Consider the following 25,676-nt stretch of genomic DNA (forward strand, 5'->3'; position numbering starts at 1 on the left):
GAGTGAGTATAAGTTCCTATCATTCTATCTAGTATATGCACTGTACTATATGTAGTTGCTACTAAAATTGATGTGAATTTTTAAAATTAGAGGTTTCTTTTAATGAAACCTCTAAAAAGATAAATCAAGTTACGTTATAGTAAATTCAATTGCAATAGGAGTGCCTCCATCTAGGACTGCTCCTCCTACAATAGTAGCAGCTGTAGTAGTCACACCAGTAATAGTATCACCTGTTTGAATAACACCATTAATATAAAGTGTTAAAAAGGCATAAGAAGCAGGGAATGTTGTTACAGCGCCAGTGTCATCAGTGAAGTCTGTGTTAGCAAAAGTTAAATCTGCTCCAGCAGCAGTTCCTGTTGCTGCTGTACTTACAAATCGTCTTCCAGCTATAAAAGGTTTAACGATAGGCATTTATATTCACCCCTTTTTGAGAATTAACTCAGACAAGTTTTTTGAAGGTTTTGTCCTGTATCGTATTCTATGCTGTGCTTCTACTAAGAGATACGGCTTGTATACTAGTAAATGAGTATAATTATTATGCGTTTTATAAGTTAGGTTCTTATCAGTAATTAAGTGATTAAGGTTGGATTTTGTATATGGTATGTTTAGGTTAAAAAAGAGCTCTTAATCAAATTATTATCTTAGTGTTGTAGGGAAACTGGCGGCCTCAGTGACAGATGGCAAAAATAATTTACGTGGTATTGTTATAAATTCAAGCGCAATTTGCTTTGGATAAATAAGTATTTGAGTTAAATCTAGAGCATGTATTAATAGTATCATGAAGCTTGTAAGAATTAAAAAACTACCCCAAAAGAAACTTTTTGAAGTGTTGCGGAAATCTTTTATTAAAGAAAAGAATGAAAAAAATGCGGTAACAATGAGAATTAAAAATTTATACTTATCAGCCATTGTGATCCTCCTAAAGAGCAGTAATTTATATTATACGGTATTTTTTCTCTATAATTATAAAAAGATTTTAAAATACCTATGTTGTAGACTTATTGTTTTCATTTTGCCTACAATCGTATAATACTAAAGCGAATAATGTTGAAGAACTTTATTAAGCTAGCGGCACACAACAAAATTAATATTATCTAGTGAGAAACATTCTAGTTTACTTCGTAGTCCCAATCCATAAATTGTGAAACTACGAAATAGATTATTAATAAAAACATTTTAGGATTATTATAATATTGATGTGATGTATACAGAAAAGAGGATAAAAAGCATCCAGAATGAGTTAATAGCTAGTGAATAACAATTGAAATAGCACTGAAAATCAATAAAACAGCCATAATGATGTTAAATAATTGATTATGTTTTAATAAAATTTTTTGGAACATGGAACCAAAAAGGCTCCAACTAAATGTACTCAGTAAACCAACTATACCTAGGAATAATGAGAAAAGTAGAAAAATTGAATATGAGTTGTAGTAAGGGAGTATAAAAGTAGAGACTACGGTGAGTCCAAATAATATTCCTTTTGGATTAACAAATTGAAGAAAAATACCCACTGTAAATAAGTTTTTATTATTTTTTTCATCGGGTTCTGCACTGCCTTTACTAGTGATTATTTTAAAGGCTAAATATAGCATATACGCGACACCTAAAATCTTTAAAGGCAATTCAATTATAGGTACAATATTAATTAATACAATATTAAAGAAACTACATAAAGAAGTGAGGATGAAAAAACCGAATGCTACTCCAAAGCAAAAGTTTATACTTCTCTTTAATCCGTGTTGATTTGCGTATGTCATAGCTAAGAAATTGTTAGGGCCAGGTGTGAAGCTGCTTATAAAAACAAATAACAAAAAAGAAAATATTGGCATTTTAAAACCCCCTAATTATTTTGTATGTTATAATGATCAAAAAGAACAATATAACGTGTGCTTTTTATTATACATAACGGACGTTATATTGTATACAATGTAGGAGTGTTTTTTATGGAAGAAATTCAACTTATTCTGGCAAAAAATTTAAAATCAATACGTGAAAAAGAAAAATTAAGTTTAGAAAAGGTCTCTCAATTAACAGGTGTAAGTAAAACGATGATTGGACAAATTGAAAGAGGAGATTCAAGCCCGACACTAACAACAATATGGAAAATTGCTAATGGTTTGAAAGTATCCTTTACCTCTTTAATTAATAATCCACAGCCTGATACGAAAGTGATTTTACGAAATGATGTTCAAGCATTGTCTGAAGACAATGGGAGATATAAAGTGTATCCCTCATTTCCTTTCCAAGATGATAGAAACTTCGAAATCTATACGGTTGAAATTGAAACAGAAGGGAATTTAAGTTCAGAAGCACATAAAGAGGGTACTGAGGAATTTATAACGGTATTTGAAGGGGAATTGAAAATTGATATAAATGATTGTCAATATACGTTAAATAATGGAGACTCAATTCGCTTTAAGGCGGATAGACCGCATACTTATACTAATTCAGGAAGAACATTAACTCGGTTAAGTATGACTATTTATTATCCAGCTTTATAAGCTGGCAATAATATAAAGAGTAAAAGTAAATGTGTATTGTTAAAACCATCTATAAGAGATGGTTTTATTTTTTTGAATAAAAAAAGACACTCAATTGAGTGTCAATATAGTATTGCTCTCGCGTATAGGATTGGAGATGTTTCTCAAATACATATTGAGATGGTCTGTAAAGGAGAAACAATCTTCATCTTTAATGTAACATCGACTTGGGGGAAGTGTAAATTGATAATATATATACGGAAAATTTAGTATAGATGTTTTCTACTATGGATATAGTATAATTTGTTTTTATTACTTAATCACTATAGTAACATTTACTAAGTGAGTATTTAGATTTTTTATTATAAAAAGAATGAATCATTTTTTAATCAATTCGTATAATTGTAAGAGAGGCACCTGTTGATCCGCCTCCAACTAAATTCACGACGGATAATATACCAAATAATTGTAGTGAAATTGTATTACCAGCATTTAAATTAGTAATTAAATTATTACTATAATTTGAAGTTGATAACGCGGGAGAAAAAATAGAGCCAGGAATTGGCGTAGAAGCGTTTAATAGTAGTCTTGTTCCAGCAAGTAGAGAGGTTGTCGTATTAACTTGATAGGTTAAATGATATCTTCCAGTTACAGGAATTGTAAATATATCGTTTGAGGCGTTAACTGTAAAATTACCGAGGCTTTGGTTATTAGAAAGAGGAATATTAGTGCCACCTAATATCACAGAGATGGGACCACCTAATGTATTATTAGCGAACATAGAGTTTGTTGTAACGATTAAACCAGTACTTCCGGTAGGCCCAGTACTTCCGGTAGGCCCAGTAAGCCTGTAAGGGAAAATAATGTCAAGGGCCATTGACATTATTTCTTTTTTTCTAATTTCATTATTATCTTGAATATAAATCACCTCATCTTTTTAAATAAGAATGTTATAGATTTAGTACTTTTTAAATAGAATGATTTATTTATTATATTAATTAAAGCGGTTATAGCAACGGTAAAATGTTTAATATATGTAATAATTCTTTGGGAAGAAAAAGAGAATAGTTATAAAGTCATTCTTGAATAATAGGATCATAATGATGTGTATGAATTAAAAAACATGTGGAATGAGGTATTAAATTGAAACGCAATGACAATTTATCATTGAATAAGGGGATGATAGGGCCAGAAAATATTGGACCTACATTTCCGATTCTTCCACCAATTTATATTCCAACAGGAGAAACAGGTCCGACCGGAATAACGGGAGCAACCGGAGAAACGGGACCGACCGGAATAACGGGACCGACCGGAATAACGGGATCGACCGGAATAACGGGAGCAACCGGAGAAACGGGATCGACCGGAATAACGGGAGCAACCGGAGAAACGGGATCGACCGGAATAACGGGACCGATCGGAATAACGGGAGCAACCGGAGAAACGGGACCGATCGGAATAACGGGAGCAACCGGAGAAACGGGACCGACCGGAATAACAGGTTCAACGGGAGTAACGGGACTGACCGGAGTAACCGGGCTAACCGGAGAAACGGGACCAATCGGAATAACGGGACCGACCGGAGCAACAGGACCAACAGGACCAACAGGAGTAACCGGACCAACCGGAATAACGGGACCAACTGGAATAACAGGACCAACGGGAGTAACTGGAGCAACAGGTCCTACTGGGGGTATTGGCCCTATAACAACAACCAATTTGTTATATTACACTTTTGCAGATGGAGAGAAACTTATATATACAGATACTGACGGGATACCTCAATATGGTACAACAAATATTTTGTCTCCTAGTGAAGTTTCTTATATTAATTTGTTTGTTAACGGAATACTGCAGCCACAACCATTATATGAAGTGAGTACTGGTAAATTAACTTTATTGGATACGCAACCACCATCGCAAGGATCTTCAATTATATTACAATTTATCATTATTAATTAAAAGGACAGATCCTTAATGAAAAGGAATCTGTCCTTTTTGTTTCATATTTAAATAGTTAAAATTAAGTGAAGGTACATTCAATTTCTAGATGTTATAAATGGTTGAATGATAGGAAATTTACTTTCAATCCTTTTCATTGTGTATTGGAATAAAATATAGAATGAATTTTTCAATATATTATATGAGAGTTCTCTATGATACAAACGGCTTCATGTTTAAAAAGAGACCACAATTTTAGTAAAGAAATAATGTGAATTTATATGTAAAAAATGGCACCGTTAATTGTTGAGTATATTCAAATTAATATGTGTATTTGAACCTAAGAGATAAACGTGGAAAAATAAAATAAACTCTTAAGTTTAGGTATTTAATCTAAGCAGTCAATTATTAAAAACATATAATTAATATGTGAGTCATGAACATAATTAAATAGCGTTTGCAAGTTTAATTATATTTCATGTTTCCTATTTTAAGTCAATATATAACACATACTCTTTTACAACTTTATGATCCTTATAATAGGAAAAACTCAAATATAAAACAAGTAAGGAGGACATAAATGACAAGCAATAATTGTTTCGGTCATAACCACTGCAATAATCCGATTGTTTTCACTCCAGATTGCTGTAACAATCCACAGACAGTTCCAATTACTAGTGAGCAATTAGGTAGATTAATTACTTTACTAAACTCTTTAATAGCGGCTGTTGCAGCGTTTTTTGCAAATCCAAGTGATGCAAACAGATTAGCTTTACTCAATTTGTTTACTCAACTATTGAACTTACTAAATGAATTAGCACCTTCCCCAGAAGGGAATTTCTTAAAACAATTAATTCAAAGTATTATTAATTTACTACAGTCTCCTAACCCAAATCTAAGTCAATTACTTTCTTTATTACAACAATTCTACAGTGCTCTTGCACCATTTTTCTTTTCTTTAAAAATTGATCCGGCAAGTTTACAACTTTTATTAAACTTATTAACTCAATTAATTGGTGCAACTCCAGGAGGCGGCCCAACAGGTCCAACAGGTCCAGGAGGCGGAGCAACAGGAGCAACAGGAGCAACTGGTGCAACAGGAGCAACTGGTGCAACAGGAGCAACAGGAGCAACAGGTCCAACAGGAGCAGGAGCAACAGGAGCAACAGGCTTAACAGGAGCAACAGGCTTAACAGGAGCAACAGGTCCAACAGGTCCAACAGGCTTAACAGGAGCAACAGGCCCAACAGGAGCAACAGGCTTAACAGGAGCAACAGGTTTAACAGGAGCAACAGGCCCAACAGGAGCAACAGGCCCAACAGGAGCAACAGGCCCAACAGGAGCAACAGGCTTAACAGGAGCAACAGGTTTAACTGGAGCAACAGGTGCAACTGGTGGCGGAGCTATTATTCCATTTGCTTCAGGTACAACTCCATCTGCGTTAGTTAACGCGTTAATAGCTAATACAGGAACTCTTCTTGGATTTGGATTTAGTCAGCCTGGTGTAGCTTTAACTGGTGGAACAAGTATCACATTAGCATTAGGTATAGGTGATTATGCATTTGTAGCACCGCGCGCAGGAACTATTACGTCATTAGCAGGTTTCTTTAGTGCAACAGCTGCATTAGCTCCACTATCACCTGTTCAAGTGCAAATACAAATATTAACTGCACCTGCAGCAAGCAATACGTTTACAGTACAAGGCGCACCTCTATTATTAACACCAGCATTTGCCGCAATAGCGATTGGTTCTACAGCATCAGGAATCATAGCTGAAGCTATTCCAGTAGCGGCTGGGGATAAAATACTGTTATATGTTTCATTAACAGCAGCAAGTCCAATAGCTGCAGTTGCTGGATTTGTAAGTGCAGGTATTAATATCGTTTAATTTGTTACAACGTTTAGTAGGAAATTAAACAGAGGTTTGTATATAGTCCTTCCTAAATTTAGGAAGGACTATATTTTTTGGGGGAATAGGTAATAAATCAATTGAATAATCACTCTTTGTTAAGTTCGTATAAAAAGTATAATTTATCCTTTCCTATTTAAGGAATAAGTTATGTAACATAAAAAAATTCCGGTCAGCAAAAAAAGATGAATTCTTTTACAAAAGAATTCATCCATAAAATAAACTATTTATTTTTATTACAGTTACATCCTTTTTTCTTTACATAGCCTTGCTGAGTTAAGTCTCTTTGCGATTGGGAATTGGAAGATTGGGAATTGGAAGATTGAGAGGATGCTGAAGAGCTACTATTTTTATTATAAGAGTAGTTTTTTCGATAGTTATAATTACTCATAGTACTATCACCTCCAATTTAATATATAAATATTATATGTATGGACACTATCAATTGTTACTATTATTAATAGGAAGAGAACATACAATAAAAAAATCTCCTCGGTATTTTCCTAGGAGATAAATGATGATTCTTTTAAAAATTTACAAATTAATAGCCCCAGTAAAGAGGAAAGTAATAAGAATCTTGGGGATACGGATTATGTTGTTGAGGGAGGGGCTGGGTTGGGTAATTTTTCATTCCACGGTTTTGATTGCAGTTTGCCGGAGGGCCAATAACAGTAGTTGATTGAATAGGAGAAACCGCTTGTTTCCATTGTTGTTCATTGAGGCAGTAAGTATGGGCCATCATATGAGCCGGAGTTAATCTTAAAATATCAGAACCGAAAATAACTTCTGGCGCTGGGGCATTGAAAATAGCTAATAAATGAGTATTATCAGCTGTAGCAATTTCATAATGCCACCACGCTTGTGGAATGTTGGCAACTTGCCCCGGTTTTATCGGTAAGTTTAATATTTGATTCGTAAATGGATTAAGTAAAGAAACAACAGCAGACCCTGAAATACAATAAACAAGTTCAGCTGCATTTTGATGAATATGTGGTTCTACAACATTTCCTGTACTTAAATAAATATCTAATAAAGAAGTATTTTCTAAAGTGTTTAATTGTTTAATACCAAGTACATTTATATAATTTTGGGCATCTTTCCGAAAAAAATTACTTTTATTTACATCATAAGTAAAATTGGTTGAGGGGGAGGTATAGTCGATGTTGGCAGTCAATTGTATTACCCGCCTTTCTATAGGTAAGTTAGGTTACAAAATTAGGATATGTGTCTAGTCTTTGTTTTGTGCTGTTGTCGGTAGCTTAATAAATTCACTTATTCCATAAAGAATAAAGTATAAAGATTAAACTATATTCGTATTCCCATTCATACTTTGGATTGATGGAAAAAAGTAATGAAAATGTTAATTTAAAAGTACATCAATCATTTATAAGGAGTGAATGTTCATGTCATTTAGTGAAATGATTAGAAACGAAGTACTCAGCTGGGCGGGTGTTTCTGAAAAACCGCATCGATTTGGTGGTATTGAAATAAATTATGGTAAGAAAGAACTTGGCCATCTTCATGGTGATAAATTAGCTGATTTACCATTTCCGAAGTTAAAGCGAGATGAATTAGTGAAGCAAGGATTGGTAAAACCACATCACGTATTACCTGAATCAGGATGGATCAGTTATTATATAAAGAGTGAAGAGGATATTCCATTTGCAATTGAGTTATTTCGTATGCAATATGACCGAATTAAAAAGTAATGAAATAAAGTAGGGTAATAAAAATTTATTTTCATGTCACATCCCTCCTTAATCGTTCGTCTTGTATGTAGAACGATAAGGAGGGATTTTATTATGAATACATTTGATGTAGCAATTGTTGGCGGTGGGCTTGCTGGATTAACAGCATCTATATATTTAGCGAAAGCTGGAAAGAAAGTGATTGTATTAGAAAAATCCAGTCAATTCGGTGGCCGAGGGATGACTATAAATAAAAATGGAATCTGCATGAATCTTGGTGCACATGCTTTATATAGAGGCGGGGCAGCGTTTATAACTTTTAATGAGCTCGGTTTGAATCTTCCAGGTGGAATACCATCTACAAAAGCACATGGAATATGGAAAGGGGATATATTCACCATCCCAACAGATTTTCGCTCAATTTTATCAACACCACTACTTTCGTGGTCTGCAAAAGTACAATTCTCACGTCTTATGATTCGTTTAGGAAATTTAGATGTAGGAGAAGTTCCGAAAATGAGTCTAACTACATGGGCAGAAAATGAAATAAAAGATCCAATGGTTCGTAATATATTTTATGCGCTATGCCGGACAACAACATATACGTTTGCTCCTACAATACAATTAGCATCATCTGTACTAAAGCAAATACAGCTTTCTATAAAAGAAGGAGTGCTTTATGTAGATGGTGGTTGGGAGACGATAATAACAAAATTAAGAGATTTAGCGAATGATGTCGGGGTAAAATTTTTGGCTAAAAAGCATGTTTTGGAAATAGAGCATTACGAAGATAAACAAAGAATACATTGTGTTGATGATGAGGTTTTTGAAGTAGGTACAGTCATCGTGACGACTCCGCCGAAAGAAGCTTGTAAAATAATAAAAGGTGCAGAAGGAACAAGTTTGCATAGGTGGAGTGAACAATCGGTACCGGTTACTGTTGCTGCATTAGATATTGGCTTGAGACAATTACCCAATCCTACACATCAATTTGTATTAGGATTAGATCAACCTATATTTTTCACAAATCAATCGAGAGCAGCTAAATTAAGTGAAGATGGATCAATTGCAGTGAGTCTAATTAAGTACCATAATCCTGTGCTAGCGATGAATCATATTCATGAAGATAAAGAACAGTTGGAAAGTACGATGGAGTTGTTACATCCAAATTGGAAAAGAGAAGTTGTTGCACAGCAATATTTACCGAAAATAACAGTAGTACATGATTTTCCTCATATTGACCGTGTTGAAAAACCGGGCCCAAATATACCTGAAATGCCAGGTATTTATGTTGCAGGAGATTGGGCAGGGCATGATGAAATATTAGCTGATGCTGCGGTAGCAAGCGGGAAACGTGCAGCGTTACACATTTTAAAGCAATATGAAAGTGAGGTAGTTCATCATGGAAACGGAGCAGTTATATGAAGCGTATCAACCATTATTATTTTCGTTAGCATACAGAATTCTTGGGAGCGTTATGGATGCTGAGGATATCGTTCAGGATGTATTTATCTCGCTAAATAATATAGAAGATCCTCAATCTATAGAAAATATGAAAGCATATTTATGTAAGATGGCGACAAATCGTTCAATTGATAAATTACGATCGGTAGCGCATAAACGTAACGTGTATGTAGGGATGTGGTTACCAGAGCCACTTGTAGAAGAGAGTGATGAGCCATCAAAGTCATTTATAATGAAAGAATCCCTTTCCACCGCATATTTATTACTTTTACAACAACTATCTGAGGTAGAAAGGATTGTTTTCATATTAAGAGAGGTTTTCAGTTATGAATACGAAGAAATAGCTTCAATTGTTGATAAGAGTAGTGTGAACTGCAGGAAGATCTTTCAACGTGCACGAAAAAGCATTTTGGAGAAACCGAAGCAATCAAAATTAAGCACGGAGAAAATGGCTTCTTATGTTGAAAAGTTTGTATCATCATTACAGTGTGGGGATGAGGAAGGTATGTTAGAAGTATTAAAAACAGATGCTATACTCAAAGCTGATGGTGGTGGTAAAGTTACGACTGCGATTAATCCGATTTATTCTGCGGATCGAATTATGCGCTTGTTCTTTGGGATTGCACAACGATTGACAGAAGAGTACACTGTTGATTTCAAAATGGTAAATGGTATGCCAGGAGTTATAGTTACAATAAATAATAAAGTAACGTATGTTCTTTCGTTTGCATTTGAGGATGAGAAAATTTCAAATATTTATATGATGGTTAATCCTGAAAAACTTATGCATTTAAATGTAAAAATATAAAAAAGCGCATTTCTTCAGAAATGCGTTTTTTATTATTTTTCTAACATTTCAAGAGGTACATCTTTTTCGCCAGCTACCTCAAATTTAATTTCCCCGTCTTCTTCATAAATACGTGTAATAATCGGTATAGTAATCATTAATTTTTTATGCTGCTTTCGTTTTCGAGCAGCATCTAAGCTAATCACGTTCATTTGTAAGCATCCTTTCTTCTGGAAATATATAAACAAAGAAAATGCGTCCGAAAAGGGCGCTTAATTGAATTTGAAATACCGATTCATTTAAATGGGGTTTATATAATTTAATAACTGCAATTTTAATATGAAATAATATGAATGGAATAATTGCACGTAGAAATTAACTTTACCAAAAAACGAAACAATATGCTATAAAAAATTATAAATCTTTGTCATATAACAGGAAAAAGGTTTTTGTTTCGCATATAATAAAAAGTAGACGGGCAGCAAGAGCTTTTTCATCATATTGCTTGGAAAGGCGATGAAAAGAATGGATACAGTAGATTCATTATTATTGCAACTTGAACAATATGGAGAAGAGCATGATCGAAATAAAAAAACAAGGGAAGAAAAATTACGGAATGTTTCTCGTGAGATGGGGCAATTTTTATCAATTTTAGTAAAAGGGTGTAATGCAAAAAACATCTTAGAAATTGGAACTTCTAATGGTTATTCTACATTGTGGTTAGCTAATGCGGTAGAAGAAACGAATGGAAATGTAACGACTGTAGAGCTTTCTTCAGAACGAGTTGGAGAGGCACTTGTCAATTTTGAAAAGGCAAACCTGTTACAAAGAATCGATATTCATAATCAAGAAGCCGGGGCATTTTTAGATTCGCAATTAAATCATTCATTTGATTTTATTTTCCTAGATTCAGAGCGTACGCAATACATGTGGTGGTTTGAGCATATAAAACGTATGTTACAACCAAAAGGTTTTCTTGTTGTTGATAATGCAACTTCTCATGCGAGTGAATTAGGTGAGTTTATAAAAATGATTGAAGAAGATGATACGTTTGAAACGGTGTTATTAGCGTTTCAAAAGGGAGCATTTGTAGCTCGCAAAAATAAATAAAAGTGAGCGTAATAGAATTATCACATTGAAAAAGGGTGAATGTCAAAAGATTGAGTGTAGCACGATTGAAAGAACGTAAATTATTTAGGAAATATATGAAGAATCCGCCTTCAGCATGTAGTTCTCTAGGTCTTAAGTCTGAGGAAAATTATGTTGATTACAGGTATACTTATAGTAAGAAACAGGGAATGACTGCATAAACAGACATTTCTAAAAAATCGATTTCAAGCAGGCAGAATGTATATGAAATACGATATAATTGATGAAATATAGTGCATATGAATTCGCACATATAAATAAAGGAGCGATTTTGTTGACTGAACTCGAGAAAAAAGAACCTGTATCCATTGTGAAAGATAATAATGTAGAAGTAGTAGTTGATACAGTTATAAAAGATGCAGAATTAGAGGAACTAAATAAAGAAGCTGATCTTTATGTACAAAAGTTAAATAGCGAGCAAAATACAGATTTATCAAAAGTATTGTCTCAGCTAGGAGATTTAGGGGATAAAGAGCAACAAGCAGCAGGACAAACGTTATCAGCTTTAAAACGCCCTGTAACAGCGATGATGAATGGGAAAAATGAAGAAATTCCAAATACATTGTTAGAATTACGAAAAGTGGTATCAGAGCTTGATCCCAATTCACTTAAAGCAAGTGGTATGAAGAAAATAATGTTTAAAGTATTCAAGAAAAATCCACTTGAAACATACGTGCATAAATACCAATCTATAGATAAACAAATCGAGGAAATTATTAGATCCCTCCTAATTGGTCGTGATAACCTACAAGAGGATACAGTTGGTCTTGAAATGTTAAAAGAACAATCGCACGATAAAATTCATGCTCTTGATAAACAAGTATACTTAGGGAAAAAGCTTGCTGGCATGCTTGAAGCTGAAAAACAAAACCCAGAGCGTCAAAGGGATATTCCGTTAATTAACGATGCATTAGAAAAGATACTTGTACGTACACGTAATATGCAGCAAGCGAAAAGTGTATTATTACAATCTATAGCTTCTGTAGACATCATTAAGAAAAACAATGAAAAATTAACAGAGGCAATACGTAATGCGATTACGATGACGCAAAACGTTGTAACAGTTTCAGCTGCTATTCAGCTAGCATTAACGAATCAACGTAAAACAATTGATGCCGTAAATGCGACGAATGAAGCAATTGAATCGATGGTGTTAAGTAATTCTCAAGCGTTAAAACAAAATACAGAAGAAACGACGAAATTGCTTGAGAATCCTGCTATTAGCATGGATAAATTACGCGAATCATTCCAAAATGTGTTCGCTGCAATTGAGGCATCTGAAAAATCGTCAGAACGTATTATTGAGTCAAGTAAGAAGTTTGTTATTGAACTAGACACATTTAATGATGAGATGAAGCAGAAACTCATTCAGCGTCCAAGGAAATAACGGATTATTAGAGGAGGTGAACAAATGAGTTTCATTCAAACAGTACTATTACTACTCGGTACATTGCTTTTAATAGCATTTACTGTCGTTGTTTTAGTCGTATATTTCGGACGGAAACTGTATTTTTCATGGACGAAGCCATATAAAAAAGCGCAAGATTCTTTAGATAAGTTATCAAACAAATCAATACCGTTTCTACAAGAATTTACACAACACCCACTGTTTTATCGCTGGATTCGCACCGAAGGAAAGAAAGAACAAAATATACTAAATACTCTATTCTGTGCATCAGGTCAACGTACGAGAGAACAAGTCTTCTCGATGTTACCGAAAGAAAAGCAGAAAAAAGTGCATGTAATGGCAAAAACTACGAAAAAGCTTACAAGTGAAGATATCGATGTGGCTGCGATGAAAGTGAAAGATTTCTTAAGACAAGAAACGCAGCAAACTGTAAAACCGACAGACTTATCATTTTATAAATTGTATTTTTATGACCGTTATCCAGACGCATTAAATACAATTCAAGCGTATAAACGCTCAATAAATCCTTCATTACAAAGAACGGTTGATGATATTACAATTTCAGTATTAAATGCACTTCCGTACTATCAAGAGCAACGCATGTTTGAACAACAACATAAACTTGAAACGTTCTTAATGAAAGATTTAACGGCCATGTTATCGTTGGTAGTACAATTACCACCTTCACAAAGACCAGAGAAGGAAGAAGAATTGAAAATCTACTTGGAAAATTTCAAAAAAGAAATGGAAGTAGTAGAGCGAGATATTCGCGACTCAATTGATCATGATTTAAATGTGAAGATGAGAGCAGCGACTGAGAAGTTTAAGAATAAATAACAAAAAGCGCCTTAAAAGCTAAGTATCACAGCTTTAAGGCGCTTTTTGTTATGAGATTTTATTTTGCTCTAACGGTAGTATGACTAGAAGCCACACTTTCATTATGCAATCGATCAACTGCAGTTACGACATACGTATACATTTCTCCAGAAATAACGGTTTTATCTACATAAATTTCTCCAAGTTTTGTTTTTCTTACAGTAGTAAGTAAATTTTTAGGATTTTGTATATCCACTTCATTTTGCCCATTCGCGCGGTAAATAGCGTAATAAGCAGAATCATTATCTCTATTATCAATGATACCGATTGCAATACCTTCATTTCTTGGAATGGCACCTTTTAATGTCGGTTGTTTTGGTGGATCATGATCAATCCAAGGCATAGGCGGGATTAATGCAGGATGTATATATATGTCTTTTGAGAGTCTATCTTTAACTCCAAGTGGATTGTTATTAATATCTTTTAAGCTAAAATGCATACTACCTTTTATTTCAGGATATAGCCGGTTTAATGTAATTTGTCTTGGATATTCTTCTGGATCAGACCAAGCAGGGACGGAGTTATTATTAATTTTATAGGCCGCTTGACCGATGTATAGATGAATCGGTTTGTTATTTGTTTCTTTAACCCACCAATCTACTAATATGTCATATGCAGCTGGGGTGAAACCTATATTCCAATATATTTGCGGTGTAATGTAGTCAATATATCCTTTTTGTATCCACTCACGTGTGTCAGCATAAAGGTCATCATAGTTTCTTTGGCCTGCGGTTGTGTTAGAGCCAGTCGGATCGTCAGCTATATTTCGCCATACACCGAACGGACTAATGCCAAACTTTACGTATGATTTTTCTTGTTTTATAGCAGTATTTAAATCTTTTACAAGTTCATTTACATTGTTACGTCGCCAATCTTCTATATTTGTAAATTTACCGTTATTATATGTTTCGTATGTTTTCTGATCTGGAAATTCTTCACCGGCTACTTTATATGGGTAAAAATAATCATCCATATGCAGCGCATCAATATCGTAATTTTGTACGATTTCTAAAGCACCTTCTGTTATAAATTTTTTCACTTCTGGAATACCGGGATTGTAATATAACTTTCCGCCATAAGGTACAACCCAATTGGGGTGTTGCCTTGCAGGGTGATTATTTGATAATCGATTTATATCAGTGTGATTCATCGTTATTCGGTATGGATTAATCCATGCGTGGAATTCTATATTTCTTTTGTGTGCTTCTTCAATCATAAATGCAAGTGGATCGTATCCGGGGTCTTTTCCTTGTGTACCCGTAATGTATTCAGACCAAGGGCCGTAATTTGAGGGATAGAAAGCATCAGCTGTTGGTTTAATTTGTACAACAACTGCATTCATACCAGTGCTTTTTACATCGTCTAATAATCTTATAAATTCTTGTTTCTGCTTTTCAATAGGTAAGCCAGTTTTTGTGGGCCAATCAATATTCAGAACTGATGCGATCCATACAGCACGTAATTCATGTTTTTTGTACGTAGTATTTACTTCAGCATAAGTAGAGTGAGGGGAAATGAAAGAGAAAGGGATGAACAAGATGACGATACAACATATCATTAATAAACGTTTAACGATCATTTATACGCCTCCCTATCATATGATTATTTAAAATAATATCTGAGGTGAGGTTGGCCTTGCAATAGAGAAAATTACACATTGAAACATTAATTTAATAGGAAAAATATTTTTAATGAAATTTACTTTCATTATAACTAAATTCATTTACTACTTCATATGCTTGTTAGTAAAGTGAAACTTCCTTTCATTTGAAGGGTAATAAATTATAAGTATAGGAGGATTAATAAATGAAGGTTTTGTTTGTCTGTTCTGGAGGAATGTCCAGTGCAATTGTTGTAAACGCTTTAAAAAAAGAAGCGGAGAAAAATGGTTTGAACATGGAAGTGTATGCAATTGGAACGAATGAGGTAGAGGAAGAAGTAAAGAATGGCTGGGATGTCGTAATGGTGGCACCTCAAATAAGACACCGATTTGACTCTGTAAAAAAATTTGCAGAGGAGGAATCTATTCCGTGTGGCATCATTCCACCGCAAGCATACACGCCGCTTGGAGGCCCGACTTTATTAAAAACTGTAAATGAATTAATCAGTTAGGGGGAAGCGTTATGAATAAGTTTGTCACGTTTCTTGATAAAAACTTATCTGGCCCGATGGCAAGGCTTTCTGAGCAGAGGCATCTACAAGCAATCCGTGATGGAGTTATTTCGGCGTTACCATTTATTATAGTAGGAAGCTTCTTTTTAATAGTAGCATTTCCACCACTGCCGAAAGATAGTTTCATATCGGTTTGGGCATTAAAGAATCAAACAAGTATATTAATACCATATCGTTTAACTATGTTTATTATGTCCTTATATATAGCATTTGGAATAGGATATAATTTAGCGAAAAGTTATAAATTAGATGCTTTATCAGGAGCACAGCTTGCGGTATGTTCACTACTTTTAACATTAACGCCTGAGTTAATTGATAAAAAAGGATTTATGCTTCCAATGACAAACCTCGGAGGTCATGGATTATTTGTGACGATGATTGTCTCTATTTTATCAGTTGAGATTTTAAGATTTTGTAAGAAGAATAACGTAACGATAAAAATGCCAGAACAAGTACCACCGTCAGTATCACGTTCATTTGAAGCACTTATACCTGCAGCATTCGTTATTATTATTATGAGTCTTATTACAGTCGTTTTTAAAGTTGATTTACATTACGTTGTAGATAAACTAGCCGCACCGTTAGTAAAAGCTGGTGATAGTTACTTTGGCGTTATTATACCTGTATTTTTAATTACGTTTTTCTGGTCTTTCGGGATACACGGAGTATCAGTTGTAGGTACTGTGGCAAGGCCGCTTTGGGATGTGTATTTAGGAAAGAACGGTGAAGCTGTAGCAAGTGGAGCGAGTCATTTTCCGTTTATTGCACCAGAACCGTTTTATCAATGGTTTATTTGGATTGGTGGTTCGGGCGCAACGTTAGGGCTTGTGTTAGCTATGATCGTATTTGGTCGATCAAAATATTCGAAAGCATTATCGAGAACGTGTATTGTTCCGGGGATTTTTAATATAAATGAACCGGTTATATTCGGTTTGCCGATTGTATTAAATCCAATTTTAATTATTCCTTTCGTCATTACACCGTTAGTAACAGCTACTATAGCTTATGCTGCAACAGCGATGGGATTTGTAACACCAACGCATATTATGCCGCCATGGACATTACCTGCTCCAATTGGTGCTTATTTAGCAACAGGTGGAGATTGGCGTGCGATTGTATTAGTTTTTATAAATATAGCAATATCGTTCCTTATTTATTTACCATTCTTTAAAATGTACGACAAAAATATGCTTGAAATTGAAAAGAATGGTGACGGGGAATCTGTTAATCCTTAATCTGCATGCTGTTATTTTGAGTGATAGACTTTTTGTCTATCACTTCTTTCACATTAAAACTAGAAAGGGGGAAATAGAATGAATATAAAATTTAGTTATAAAGGCGTATTTTTATTATTATTTGGAGTGATTTGTGCAAATTTACTTTTTGTCCCTTTATTAGGCATGCTAAATCTATCACAAATGCATAGTATCTGGCTCGTTACAAGTATTGCGGCAAGCGTTTTGCTTACGGTAGTTGTTTCTTTCATTGATGGATCGTTTGCATCGAAAGCTCAGTTGTTTTTTAGATTTATATTGTTTTCGATTGGTTGTACGTTCGTTACTTACATGATTGTTTTTTAGTAAATAGGAGGTCATGCACGTTATGTATATTGCAGGGGTAATGTCTGGTACTTCATTGGATGGAATAGATGTAGCGCTCGTTCATATAGAAGGAAGTGGTGTAGATTCTAAAATCGAACTCATCCATTTTACTACTGTTCCATTTTGTAATGATATGAAAAATGAGATCCAACAAGCGTTATCAATTGAAACTTCGAATGTCCAACTTATATGTAGTTTAAATTTTAAACTTGGTTTATGCTTCGCCAATGCTGTAAAGGAAGTTTGTAAAGAGGCCAATTTTCCTTTGAGACAATTAGATTTAATAGGCTCTCACGGACAAACGATTTATCATCAGCCAAAGCAAGAAGGAAATATTATTTCTTCAACATTGCAAATTGGGGAACCAGCAGTAATAGCATATGAAACGAACACGACAGTTATCTCGAATTTCCGAACGATGGACATGGCGGCAGGGGGACAAGGTGCACCACTTGTACCATATTCAGAGATTATTTTATATCGGCATCAAACTAAAAATAGACTACTACAAAATATTGGCGGGATTGGTAATGTTACAGTGGTTCCAAGTAAACGAAGTAATGAGAGTGTTATTGCTTTTGATACTGGACCAGGGAATATGATAATTGATGAAGTATGTCAAAGGTTATTTCAGTTGTCATATGATCAAAATGGTAAGATTGCAAAACAGGGAGTAGTTGTAGATGAAATTTTGACTTATTGTATGAACCATCCATTTTTGAACGTGAAACCACCAAAATCAACAGGTAGAGAACAGTTTGGAGAAGCGTTTGTGACTGAATTATTGAATCGATTTGAAAAGCATAGTAGAGAAAATATATTGGCAACTGTCACAATGTTTACAGCAAGTTCAATTGTTCATCATTATCAGGAATTTATTTTTCCGTATTATGAAATCGATGAAGTAATTTTAGGCGGGGGCGGAAGTTATAATCGTACACTTGTTGAAATGATACGATTTGGATTAAAGGAAGAAAAATGCAAAATATTTACTCAAGAAGATTTAGGCTATTCCTCAGCGGCGAAAGAAGCAATCGCCTTTGCGATTTTAGCAAACGAAACGTATCATCGTAATCCGAGTAATGTGCCGAGCGCAACAGGTGCAAAGCAATCTGTAGTTTTAGGGAATATAACATTCCCTCCAATTTGAAGAGAATGAGGTGAATATATGAAGTATATGATTGGAGTAGATGGCGGGGGAACGAAGACAGAAGCAATTGCATTTGATAAAGACGGTAACGAATTTGCAAGAGCTACAAGTGGATTTGGAAATATATTAATAGATTTTGAAGAAGCTCTTGTGCATATTATGGAAGTGATTGATCAATGCCAGAAAGGGTTATTAAAGGGGGATTGCGTTTGTATTTGTTTAGGATTAGCGGGTGTAAGTGGAGCAAATACAAATGAATTAACATTACGTCTAAAAAAGAAGTATGGAACACCAATTGAAGTATTCAATGACGCAATGATCGCACATGCAGCTACTTTAAAAGGGAATGACGGAATTTTAACAATTGGTGGTACAGGTGCGATTTGTCTTGGAAAGAAAGGAGAAGCGTATGAGTATAGCGGTGGATGGGGACATATTTTAGGTGATGAAGGAAGTGGATATTGGATTGCATTACAATCTTTAAAGAAAATGGCAATTCAATTTGATCAAGGAATCAGTCTTTGTCCATTGAGTTTGAATATTCAAAGGCAGTTTCAACTTTTGACACCGTCTCATATAAAAAGCTTAGTATATACTTCTTCTAAAGATAAAATTGCAGCAATCGCGCCATTAGTTATTCAGGAAGCGAGAAATGGAAATGATGATGCACATGAAATTATAATGCAAGCTGGAAAGGAATTAGCAAGGATTACAGTAAATGTTTATAACAAGTTAAACTTTAAGCACTCAACGCCAATTGCAGTAAGTGGCAGTATATTGCGTTTAGTTCCTGAAATATTTGCTGTATTTAAGAAATGCTGTGAAGAAAGTATGAAAGAAATTATATTTGTATCACAAGCAGAAATGGCAGTGAAAGGAACATATTATTTAATGAGGGATATATATTTTTAAAAATAGCGTATGAGAATTTTTGTATGATTTGTAAAAATATGATGTTAAAATGTATAAAGGGATGTATATTAAAACGTACAATATACGTAGTAATTGAATATTGTATATGTAATCCCATGTAGAAAGTGAATGATTACATGATTAATAGTATGCAGTTTTTATATTTGGTGGCTTCTTATTTAATTGGAAACATCTTGACCGCTTATATAGTAACAAAATTGAGACATAACGTTGATATTAGGGGTGAAGGAAGCGGAAATCCTGGTGCAAGAAATATGGGGCGCTTATATGGAAAAGGGTATTTCATCGCTACATTTTTAGGTGATGCAATTAAAGGAGCAATCGTTGTTACTGTTGCAAAATATCTTTTTGAAGATCCTACATTCGTAATGTTAACATTATTGGCCGTTATTATTGGACATATTTACCCAGTTTTATTTAAAGGTAAGGGCGGTAAAGGTATTTCAACATTTATTGGAGGATTAATCGCATTTGATTATTTGATAGCGCTTACCCTCATAGGCATTTTTATTGTATTTTATTTAATATTTAAAGGATTTACGAAGCCAGGACTAATTACGATTGCTTGTTTACCAATTTGTATGATTCTTTATTCTTATTCTATTGTTACGACTATTTTAAGTGGAATGATTATTGTACTTATTCTATATGTAAATCGAGAATAAAATGAATGTTTAATAAGTGGGGATAATCTCCACTTATCATTTTTTATTAAATAGATAAAGGAGATAAGGCATGGGGTTAATTTATAAAGTTGCTGATCAAGATTGGGAATTTGAAAGTATACATAAATTAAATTATAAAACTTTTGTGGAAGAGATTCCACAACATGAAGAAACGAAAGACCAGTTTCGTATAGATAGGTTTCATGAAGAAAATACATATTTAATTTGTTTAGATGAGGATAGATTAGTAGGTATGGTCGCGGTGCGGGGAAAACGACCATTCTCGTTAGATTATAAAATTTCAAATTTAGATGTTTATTTGCAAGAGCATGGAGAAAAAGTGTATGAAATTCGTTTACTTTCAGTAGAACGTGAATATAGGAATGGAAGAGCGTTGTTAGGATTAATCCGTTTTCTACATCGTTATTTGCTTCTAAACGGATATGAATTAGCACTCATTTCTGCAACAACACGTGAACTAGCTTTATATGAGCAGATGGGATTCAAAGATTTCCATACGTTAGTTGGTACAGAAGCAGCAACCTACCAGCCAATGTATGTTACCCCTGCTATGTTTGAAGAATCGAGCGTTGGGGGGATTATGACGAAAGAATATACGTTTTTACCTGGTCCAGTAGATATTGAAGAGAACGTTCGAAAGGCATTTTCTACGCGGCCTATTTCGCATCGCTCTAAGTCATTTCAAGTGATGATGGACAATGTGAAAAAACGGTTACTTTACATGACAAAAGCAAAACATGTACAGCTTATGTTAGGAACAGGGACGTTAGCAAATGATGCGATCGCTTTACAGTTACGTTCTTTAAAAGGGAAAGGACTAGTATTAACAAATGGGGAATTTGGTAATAGATTAGTTGGACATGCAAAACGAGCACAGTTACATTTTGATACGTATAAAAAGGAAATGGGAGATCCATTTATTTATACCGAATTAGAAGAAATCATGACAACTGGAAATTATGAATGGCTTTGGTTTGTTCATCATGAAACATCTACTGGAATGTTAAACGATTTAAACGAGCTAAACACTCTTTGTAACGAGAATCAAATAAAACTATGTGTAGATTGCATAAGCTCAATTGGAGCAATACCATTAGACTTAAAGGATGTGTATTTTGCAAGTGGTGTTAGCGGTAAAGCGATTAAATCATATACAGGAATTTCTTTCGTTTTTCATAACCACATTGTAAAAATAAACGAGGCTGTGCCGGCCTATATGGACATTGGTATGTATGAAGAAAATGAAAGCATTCCATACTCACAATCATGGAATTTAATTTATGCATTGCAAGAAGCGTTGAAGAGATTTGAAGATGAAAAGGTATTTGTAAAAATTAAAGAGACATACGAATATATTGAAGAAGTTATTACTGATATGGGGTTAAAGCTTGTTTCACCTAAAGAACATGCCGCGCCAATTATACTTACTATTGTATTGAGCGAAGATCATTCTTCTAAAGTAGTAGGCGATGCATTAGCATTACAAGGATACATCGTTCATTATGAGTCATCTTATTTACAAAAGAATAATTGGATCCAAATTGCATGTTTAAATCATTATAAAGAACGTGATATGAAGAGGATGTTGAATTGTTTGCAAATGTGTTTATTTCAGAGTGGGGTACAAATATAAAGACTTTTTCTTTTCGTATAAAGGAGCTACGACTTACGAAAACTTAGGAATAGAACATTGGAAGAGGTGTAAGTATGATAACTAGAAAACTACCATTACATATAGACAATATTAAAAAAGCTCACAAGATTCTAGATAGAAATGCTCGTAAAACGCCATTAGTAAAATCTTTTTACTTGACTAGTAAAACGGGCGGAGAAATTCATTTGAAATTAGAAAATATGCAATTAACGGGTTCTTTTAAATTTCGTGGCGCATTTAATAAAATGTCGCGGCTCACGGATCAAGAAAAAGAAAGAGGTGTAATTGCATGTTCAGCAGGTAATCATGCACAAGGAGTTGCATTATCTGCTCATTTACTCGGTATTAAGAGTAAAATTGTTATGCCAATTTCTGCACCGCAGGCTAAAGTCGAAGCAACTAGAGGATATGGATCTGAAGTAATTTTACATGGTGAAACATTTGATGATGCAAAGGCAAAATGTGAAGAAATTATAAGGGAAACAGGTGAGACATACTTACATCCATATGATGATGTAGAGGTAATGGCTGGTCAAGGTACAATTGGATTAGATATTCTTGATGATATGTGGGATGTAGATACTGTCATTGTACCAATAGGTGGAGGCGGAATTATTTCTGGTATTTCTGTAGCATTAAAATCTTTTAATCCATCGATTAATATAATTGGTGTCCAAGCAGATAATGTTCATGGAATGAAGGCATCTTACGATAAAGGAGCAATCGTAGAACATTATGAGGCGCCTACTATTGCAGATGGTTGCGCTGTTAAAATACCAGGGGAATTAACATTTGAAATTGTAAAAGAATTAGTAGATGATATTGTAACTGTATCAGAAAAAGAACTGGAAGTAGCGATGAAAGATTTATTACAACGTGGGAAAGCTGTTGTAGAAGGTGCAGGTGCATTAGCAACTGCTGCACTTCTTGCAGGAAAAGTTGATAGCTATATAAAAGGAAAAAAAGTAGTAGCGGTTATATCTGGTGGGAACGTGGACTTACAGCGCATATCAAGTGTATGTGAGCACTTTTTTGTCGCTAATGAAGTGAAATAGTTTTATGAAAGAAGAGCTAAGAGAAATAATTTTAGCTCTTACTTTTTGTCTACTGTTTATTGTAAGTAGCAATAAATTTGCTGTTTAATGAATTGTTTTATTTAAGCGCCAATTTTTACACATATCTTGAATGTTACAATAATTATTTCAATATTGTCGAAACGTAAGCAGAAATTTAATATAATAGTTTTAATGTACTAATGAGCGGTGAGGAGGGCAGGTCATGAATAAAGAAGAACAGGTCATGAACGGTTTCAGGGAATTATATAATAAGCTGGTTTGGCTTAATAAAGATAAGATGGAAGAAGGTCTTAAAGGTTTTAAGTCTTCTGAAGTCCACTGCATTGAATATATTGAAAATAATGTGGATTCTAATGTGACACAACTTGCAGAGGCTTTTTATGTGACTCGCGGTGCTATAAGTAGAATGACTAAGAAGCTCATACAAAAAGGCCTTATTGAAAGCTACCAAAAGTCGGAAAATAAGAAAGAAATTTATTTTAGGCTTACCGAAGAAGGGAAAGAAATTTATAAAATCCATGAAGATCTGCACAAAGAGTTTCAAGAGCGGGATAAAGCTGTATTTGAGCAAGTAACTGAAGAAGAATTCGACAGTATAATTAGTTTCGTGGAAAAGTATAGTAGACATTTGGATGCAGAAATAAAGAAACAAGGTATACATATTAAATCCTAATACATTTTAATAATGAAATGGCAGCCTTACTCTAATGAGAATAGGCTGCTTTTTTATTACGTTATTTTTGTTGACTAATCAACAAAACGGAGTTATCATTTTGTTGACACGACAACAAAATGTTTTAAGGAGAGAAGTTAAATGTCTATATTTAGATCACAAAATGAAAGGAAAACTGAAAAAAGCATAGATAAACATGCTTTACTATTCGGACTTATTTCTGTATTTCTTTGTGGTATAGGTTTCAGTATTATCATGCCTGTAGTCCCATTCTTAGTACAGCCATATACAAGTAATCCGGAAGAACAAGCATTAGTTGTTACACTACTAACTTCCGTATATGCGGCTTGCATGTTTTTAGCTGCCCCAGTACTCGGAGCTTTAAGCGATAAGTATGGCCGTCGTCCATTACTTTTAATATGCTTATTTGGTTCTGCAATTGGGTACTTAGTTTTTGGTATAGGAGGAGCTTTATGGGTACTATTTGCTGGACGCATAATAGAAGGAATAACAGGCGGGAGCATAAGTACTATCTTCGCATATTTTGCAGACATCATTCCAAAAGAGCAGAGAACGAAATACTTTGGATGGGTGAGTGCAGTTGTAGGTGCGGGAACTATCATTGGCCCCACTATTGGGGGATTACTTGCCAAGTTTGGTGATACTGTACCTATGTATTTTGGAGCAATCATAACGTTAATAAATGTTGTATATGGGATCAAATATATGCCTGAGAGTCTTGACAAAAATAATAGGTTAAAAGAGATTACTTTTGTAAGGTTGAATCCTTTTGCACAGCTAGCAAACATACTTTCTATGAAAAATTTAAAATGGTTACTTGTCTCAGCGTTTTTACTTTGGATACCTAACGGATCTTTACAAGCAATTTTCACGCAATTTACAATGGATACTTTCAGTTGGAAACCTGCACTAATCGGACTTATGTTTTCAATTTTGGGCTTTCAAGACATTGTTTCACAAAGTTTTATAATGCCAAAGCTTTTGATCCAGCTTAGTGATAAACAAATAGCAATTCTTGGGATGGTTTCGGAGATTATAGGATACAGTTTTATTGCGGCATCAGCTTTGTTTTCACTCTATCCACTACTTATCGTTGGAATGCTGATGTATGGTTTTGGGGATTCAATTTTCGGGCCTTCATTCAACGGGATGCTTTCAAAGTCTGGCGGTTCTAGTGAACAAGGAAGGATTCAAGGGGGAAGTCAATCTATTCAAGCTTTAGCAAGAATGATTGGTCCTATTATTGGAGGGCAAATCTATGTATCGCTTGGTCATGCTGCACCTGCTTTTATGGGTGTGATCCTTATAGTCGCGGCAATAGCAGTTTTGTATAAGGGGACACATGCAACTGTATAACAGATAGATATAAGAACAAATAAAAGGGTGTCAGAACTTAGGAACACGTGCTGACACCCTATTTGTTTACGGTTTGAGAGCTAAGAGAAATGCTTTTGTTTAGGGATTTATTCTGCAATGCTCTCATAGTGAAGAGTAATATTCAGTGAGGTTGAACTATCATTAATTACAGTTAGCTTTTTTTGAAAGTAAAAAGGTATGTAAATGACTAGTTAGTTTAATTATGCTTGTGCTGAAGTAAATAATGACTCCATTTTTACCTTGCTCTTCTCTCGAATTTCAGCATCTGCATAGCGCATAACATATTTATGCGCTACAGCGATTGCTAAAACATCATCTAATAAGCCAATCCCAATAATAGCAGCTATATCTGGAATGAAATCAATTGTTAATACGTAATAAGATAAAGCGGCTAATATTATGAATTTCGCTTTAGTAGGTAATTCTTTCTTTTTCATTGTGTAGAATAAGATAATACTTTCATATACGCTGGATTTACCGAGGTTTACAGAGCTTTTTTTGAACTTTTTCCAAAGTGTCTGTTTCTCCATATAAATACTCCTTTTACAAAAACATAGATTTTTTAAAAGGATAGACAAAGAAGTGAGAGATTAATCAATGTTATTGTTTTTCTTATTATATA

27 protein-coding genes are annotated in these 25,676 nt (G+C 34.3%); 19 read left to right on the top strand and 8 right to left on the bottom strand.

Translation table 11 applies throughout. The features are described from left to right. Window positions 1-129: 129 nt before the first annotated feature. The 3 genes from DOS87_RS11730 to DOS87_RS11740 form a co-directional block, all read right to left on the bottom strand. A complete protein-coding gene (locus DOS87_RS11730) occupies window positions 130-414 on the bottom strand; it encodes a DUF4183 domain-containing protein (protein WP_001123247.1) in 285 nt (94 codons plus the stop codon). A 225-nt stretch (window positions 415-639) separates the two neighbouring features. Then, window positions 640-912, bottom strand: coding sequence for a hypothetical protein (locus tag DOS87_RS11735; protein ID WP_000774122.1), 273 nt, complete (start codon window positions 910-912; stop codon window positions 640-642). 338 nt (window positions 913-1,250) lie between these two features. Further along, window positions 1,251-1,835, bottom strand: a complete 585-nt coding sequence (locus DOS87_RS11740; RefSeq protein ID WP_001121279.1) for a LysE family translocator — start codon at window positions 1,833-1,835, stop codon at window positions 1,251-1,253. Between the two features lie 114 nt (window positions 1,836-1,949). On the opposite strand from DOS87_RS11740, the gene DOS87_RS11745 reads away from it, so the two are divergent. Further along, window positions 1,950-2,507, top strand: a complete 558-nt coding sequence (locus tag DOS87_RS11745) for a helix-turn-helix domain-containing protein (protein ID WP_000391292.1) — start codon at window positions 1,950-1,952, stop codon at window positions 2,505-2,507. Window positions 2,508-2,871: 364 nt separating this feature from the next. Here the strand turns inward: DOS87_RS11745 and DOS87_RS11750 are convergent, their stop codons facing one another. Continuing rightward, a complete protein-coding gene (locus tag DOS87_RS11750) occupies window positions 2,872-3,414 on the bottom strand; it encodes a BclA C-terminal domain-containing protein (protein ID WP_098578419.1) in 543 nt (180 codons plus the stop codon). Between the two features lie 215 nt (window positions 3,415-3,629). Between DOS87_RS11750 and DOS87_RS11755 the strand changes: the two genes are divergently transcribed. Both DOS87_RS11755 and DOS87_RS11760 read left to right on the top strand, forming a co-directional pair. After that, the gene (locus DOS87_RS11755) at window positions 3,630-4,451 is read left to right on the top strand and encodes a DUF4183 domain-containing protein (RefSeq protein WP_086391119.1); all 822 of its coding nucleotides are present in this window, start codon (window positions 3,630-3,632) and stop codon (window positions 4,449-4,451) included. A 559-nt stretch (window positions 4,452-5,010) separates the two neighbouring features. Further along, complete coding sequence (locus DOS87_RS11760) at window positions 5,011-6,318, top strand: exosporium glycoprotein BclB-related protein (RefSeq protein WP_208730262.1); 1,308 nt, start codon at window positions 5,011-5,013, stop codon at window positions 6,316-6,318. Between the two features lie 562 nt (window positions 6,319-6,880). Here the strand turns inward: DOS87_RS11760 and DOS87_RS11765 are convergent. Then, window positions 6,881-7,513 carry a cupin domain-containing protein gene (locus tag DOS87_RS11765; protein WP_000126322.1) on the bottom strand — a complete coding sequence of 211 codons (633 nt, stop codon included), beginning with the start codon at window positions 7,511-7,513 and terminating at the stop codon, window positions 6,881-6,883. 229 nt (window positions 7,514-7,742) lie between these two features. Between DOS87_RS11765 and DOS87_RS11770 the strand changes: the two genes are divergently transcribed. The 3 genes from DOS87_RS11770 to DOS87_RS11780 all read left to right on the top strand — a co-directional run bounded on the left by DOS87_RS11770 (window position 7,743) and on the right by DOS87_RS11780 (window position 10,299). After that, complete coding sequence (locus tag DOS87_RS11770; RefSeq protein ID WP_000010317.1) at window positions 7,743-8,048, top strand: luciferase domain-containing protein; 306 nt, start codon at window positions 7,743-7,745, stop codon at window positions 8,046-8,048. Window positions 8,049-8,141: 93 nt separating this feature from the next. Then, window positions 8,142-9,452: a phytoene desaturase family protein gene (locus tag DOS87_RS11775; protein WP_098578416.1), complete on the top strand. Its 1,311-nt coding sequence runs from the start codon at window positions 8,142-8,144 to the stop codon at window positions 9,450-9,452. After that, complete coding sequence (locus DOS87_RS11780) at window positions 9,430-10,299, top strand: sigma-70 family RNA polymerase sigma factor (RefSeq protein WP_000447150.1); 870 nt, start codon at window positions 9,430-9,432, stop codon at window positions 10,297-10,299. The genes DOS87_RS11775 and DOS87_RS11780 overlap by 23 nt, the downstream gene beginning before the upstream one ends. Window positions 10,300-10,331: 32 nt before the next feature. Here DOS87_RS11780 and DOS87_RS11785 read toward each other — a convergent pair whose 3' ends face one another. Beyond that, complete coding sequence (locus DOS87_RS11785; protein WP_001100984.1) at window positions 10,332-10,490, bottom strand: hypothetical protein; 159 nt, start codon at window positions 10,488-10,490, stop codon at window positions 10,332-10,334. Window positions 10,491-10,794: 304 nt separating this feature from the next. Between DOS87_RS11785 and DOS87_RS11790 the strand changes: the two genes are divergently transcribed. The 3 genes from DOS87_RS11790 to DOS87_RS11800 all read left to right on the top strand — a co-directional run bounded on the left by DOS87_RS11790 (window position 10,795) and on the right by DOS87_RS11800 (window position 13,672). Continuing rightward, on the top strand, window positions 10,795-11,388 hold the full coding sequence (locus DOS87_RS11790) for an O-methyltransferase (RefSeq protein ID WP_002082794.1): 594 nt from the start codon (window positions 10,795-10,797) through the stop codon (window positions 11,386-11,388). Between the two features lie 313 nt (window positions 11,389-11,701). Next, the gene (locus DOS87_RS11795; RefSeq protein ID WP_000137396.1) at window positions 11,702-12,814 is read left to right on the top strand and encodes a toxic anion resistance protein; all 1,113 of its coding nucleotides are present in this window, start codon (window positions 11,702-11,704) and stop codon (window positions 12,812-12,814) included. A 24-nt stretch (window positions 12,815-12,838) separates the two neighbouring features. After that, window positions 12,839-13,672 carry a DUF3974 domain-containing protein gene (locus DOS87_RS11800; protein ID WP_000008362.1) on the top strand — a complete coding sequence of 278 codons (834 nt, stop codon included), beginning with the start codon at window positions 12,839-12,841 and terminating at the stop codon, window positions 13,670-13,672. Window positions 13,673-13,730: 58 nt separating this feature from the next. On the opposite strand, the gene DOS87_RS11805 is transcribed toward DOS87_RS11800, so the two are convergent. Beyond that, window positions 13,731-15,290, bottom strand: coding sequence for a glycoside hydrolase family 10-like protein (locus DOS87_RS11805; RefSeq protein WP_017763147.1), 1,560 nt, complete (start codon window positions 15,288-15,290; stop codon window positions 13,731-13,733). Between the two features lie 227 nt (window positions 15,291-15,517). On the opposite strand from DOS87_RS11805, the gene DOS87_RS11810 reads away from it, so the two are divergent. From DOS87_RS11810 to DOS87_RS11855, 10 genes are all read left to right on the top strand, one after another. Next, window positions 15,518-15,823: a PTS sugar transporter subunit IIB gene (locus tag DOS87_RS11810; RefSeq protein WP_000865904.1), complete on the top strand. Its 306-nt coding sequence runs from the start codon at window positions 15,518-15,520 to the stop codon at window positions 15,821-15,823. A gap of 11 nt (window positions 15,824-15,834) precedes the next feature. Next, window positions 15,835-17,118, top strand: coding sequence for a PTS sugar transporter subunit IIC (locus tag DOS87_RS11815; protein ID WP_001032289.1), 1,284 nt, complete (start codon window positions 15,835-15,837; stop codon window positions 17,116-17,118). Window positions 17,119-17,196: 78 nt separating this feature from the next. Continuing rightward, a complete protein-coding gene (locus DOS87_RS11820; RefSeq protein WP_001021963.1) occupies window positions 17,197-17,463 on the top strand; it encodes a hypothetical protein in 267 nt (88 codons plus the stop codon). Between the two features lie 22 nt (window positions 17,464-17,485). Next, complete coding sequence (gene anmK / locus DOS87_RS11825) at window positions 17,486-18,634, top strand: anhydro-N-acetylmuramic acid kinase AnmK (RefSeq protein ID WP_000274969.1); 1,149 nt, start codon at window positions 17,486-17,488, stop codon at window positions 18,632-18,634. Between the two features lie 18 nt (window positions 18,635-18,652). Further along, complete coding sequence (locus tag DOS87_RS11830) at window positions 18,653-19,546, top strand: BadF/BadG/BcrA/BcrD ATPase family protein (RefSeq protein ID WP_000876580.1); 894 nt, start codon at window positions 18,653-18,655, stop codon at window positions 19,544-19,546. A 137-nt stretch (window positions 19,547-19,683) separates the two neighbouring features. Next, complete coding sequence (gene plsY, locus DOS87_RS11835) at window positions 19,684-20,232, top strand: glycerol-3-phosphate 1-O-acyltransferase PlsY (RefSeq protein ID WP_000610878.1); 549 nt, start codon at window positions 19,684-19,686, stop codon at window positions 20,230-20,232. A gap of 70 nt (window positions 20,233-20,302) precedes the next feature. Further along, complete coding sequence (locus DOS87_RS11840) at window positions 20,303-21,886, top strand: aminotransferase class V-fold PLP-dependent enzyme (RefSeq protein WP_098578415.1); 1,584 nt, start codon at window positions 20,303-20,305, stop codon at window positions 21,884-21,886. Window positions 21,887-21,960: 74 nt separating this feature from the next. Further along, a complete protein-coding gene (tdcB, locus tag DOS87_RS11845) occupies window positions 21,961-22,962 on the top strand; it encodes a bifunctional threonine ammonia-lyase/L-serine ammonia-lyase TdcB (RefSeq protein WP_000632966.1) in 1,002 nt (333 codons plus the stop codon). 223 nt (window positions 22,963-23,185) lie between these two features. After that, window positions 23,186-23,656, top strand: coding sequence for a MarR family transcriptional regulator (locus tag DOS87_RS11850; protein ID WP_001030909.1), 471 nt, complete (start codon window positions 23,186-23,188; stop codon window positions 23,654-23,656). A gap of 141 nt (window positions 23,657-23,797) precedes the next feature. Beyond that, the gene (locus DOS87_RS11855; RefSeq protein WP_098578414.1) at window positions 23,798-25,033 is read left to right on the top strand and encodes an MFS transporter; all 1,236 of its coding nucleotides are present in this window, start codon (window positions 23,798-23,800) and stop codon (window positions 25,031-25,033) included. Window positions 25,034-25,254: 221 nt separating this feature from the next. Here DOS87_RS11855 and DOS87_RS11860 read toward each other — a convergent pair whose 3' ends face one another. Continuing rightward, window positions 25,255-25,584, bottom strand: coding sequence for a YkvA family protein (locus tag DOS87_RS11860; protein WP_208730263.1), 330 nt, complete (start codon window positions 25,582-25,584; stop codon window positions 25,255-25,257). Window positions 25,585-25,676: the final 92 nt, after the last annotated feature.

Source organism: Bacillus sp. CR71 (genome assembly GCF_003429245.1).
GTDB classification, from domain to species: Bacteria; Bacillota; Bacilli; order Bacillales; family Bacillaceae_G; genus Bacillus_A; species Bacillus_A thuringiensis_S.

Excerpts from the sequence above, each read along its gene's own strand:
- DOS87_RS11805 (WP_017763147.1), bottom strand. The coding sequence starts at position 15,290 with ATGATCGTTAAACGTTTATTAATGATATGTTGTATCGTCATCTTGTTC.
- plsY (WP_000610878.1), top strand. The coding sequence starts at position 19,684 with ATGATTAATAGTATGCAGTTTTTATATTTGGTGGCTTCTTATTTAATT.
- DOS87_RS11785 (WP_001100984.1), bottom strand. The coding sequence starts at position 10,490 with ATGAACGTGATTAGCTTAGATGCTGCTCGAAAACGAAAGCAGCATAAA.
- DOS87_RS11820 (WP_001021963.1), top strand. The coding sequence starts at position 17,197 with ATGAATATAAAATTTAGTTATAAAGGCGTATTTTTATTATTATTTGGA.
- DOS87_RS11850 (WP_001030909.1), top strand. The coding sequence starts at position 23,186 with ATGAATAAAGAAGAACAGGTCATGAACGGTTTCAGGGAATTATATAAT.
- DOS87_RS11770 (WP_000010317.1), top strand. The coding sequence starts at position 7,743 with ATGTCATTTAGTGAAATGATTAGAAACGAAGTACTCAGCTGGGCGGGT.
- DOS87_RS11790 (WP_002082794.1), top strand. The coding sequence starts at position 10,795 with ATGAAAAGAATGGATACAGTAGATTCATTATTATTGCAACTTGAACAA.
- DOS87_RS11760 (WP_208730262.1), top strand. The coding sequence starts at position 5,011 with ATGACAAGCAATAATTGTTTCGGTCATAACCACTGCAATAATCCGATT.
- DOS87_RS11815 (WP_001032289.1), top strand. The coding sequence starts at position 15,835 with ATGAATAAGTTTGTCACGTTTCTTGATAAAAACTTATCTGGCCCGATG.
- DOS87_RS11745 (WP_000391292.1), top strand. The coding sequence starts at position 1,950 with ATGGAAGAAATTCAACTTATTCTGGCAAAAAATTTAAAATCAATACGT.
- DOS87_RS11830 (WP_000876580.1), top strand. The coding sequence starts at position 18,653 with ATGAAGTATATGATTGGAGTAGATGGCGGGGGAACGAAGACAGAAGCA.
- DOS87_RS11855 (WP_098578414.1), top strand. The coding sequence starts at position 23,798 with ATGTCTATATTTAGATCACAAAATGAAAGGAAAACTGAAAAAAGCATA.
- DOS87_RS11840 (WP_098578415.1), top strand. The coding sequence starts at position 20,303 with ATGGGGTTAATTTATAAAGTTGCTGATCAAGATTGGGAATTTGAAAGT.
- anmK (WP_000274969.1), top strand. The coding sequence starts at position 17,486 with ATGTATATTGCAGGGGTAATGTCTGGTACTTCATTGGATGGAATAGAT.
- tdcB (WP_000632966.1), top strand. The coding sequence starts at position 21,961 with ATGATAACTAGAAAACTACCATTACATATAGACAATATTAAAAAAGCT.
- DOS87_RS11780 (WP_000447150.1), top strand. The coding sequence starts at position 9,430 with ATGGAAACGGAGCAGTTATATGAAGCGTATCAACCATTATTATTTTCG.
- DOS87_RS11730 (WP_001123247.1), bottom strand. The coding sequence starts at position 414 with ATGCCTATCGTTAAACCTTTTATAGCTGGAAGACGATTTGTAAGTACA.
- DOS87_RS11740 (WP_001121279.1), bottom strand. The coding sequence starts at position 1,835 with ATGCCAATATTTTCTTTTTTGTTATTTGTTTTTATAAGCAGCTTCACA.
- DOS87_RS11775 (WP_098578416.1), top strand. The coding sequence starts at position 8,142 with ATGAATACATTTGATGTAGCAATTGTTGGCGGTGGGCTTGCTGGATTA.
- DOS87_RS11860 (WP_208730263.1), bottom strand. The coding sequence starts at position 25,584 with ATGGAGAAACAGACACTTTGGAAAAAGTTCAAAAAAAGCTCTGTAAAC.
- DOS87_RS11800 (WP_000008362.1), top strand. The coding sequence starts at position 12,839 with ATGAGTTTCATTCAAACAGTACTATTACTACTCGGTACATTGCTTTTA.
- DOS87_RS11810 (WP_000865904.1), top strand. The coding sequence starts at position 15,518 with ATGAAGGTTTTGTTTGTCTGTTCTGGAGGAATGTCCAGTGCAATTGTT.
- DOS87_RS11735 (WP_000774122.1), bottom strand. The coding sequence starts at position 912 with ATGGCTGATAAGTATAAATTTTTAATTCTCATTGTTACCGCATTTTTT.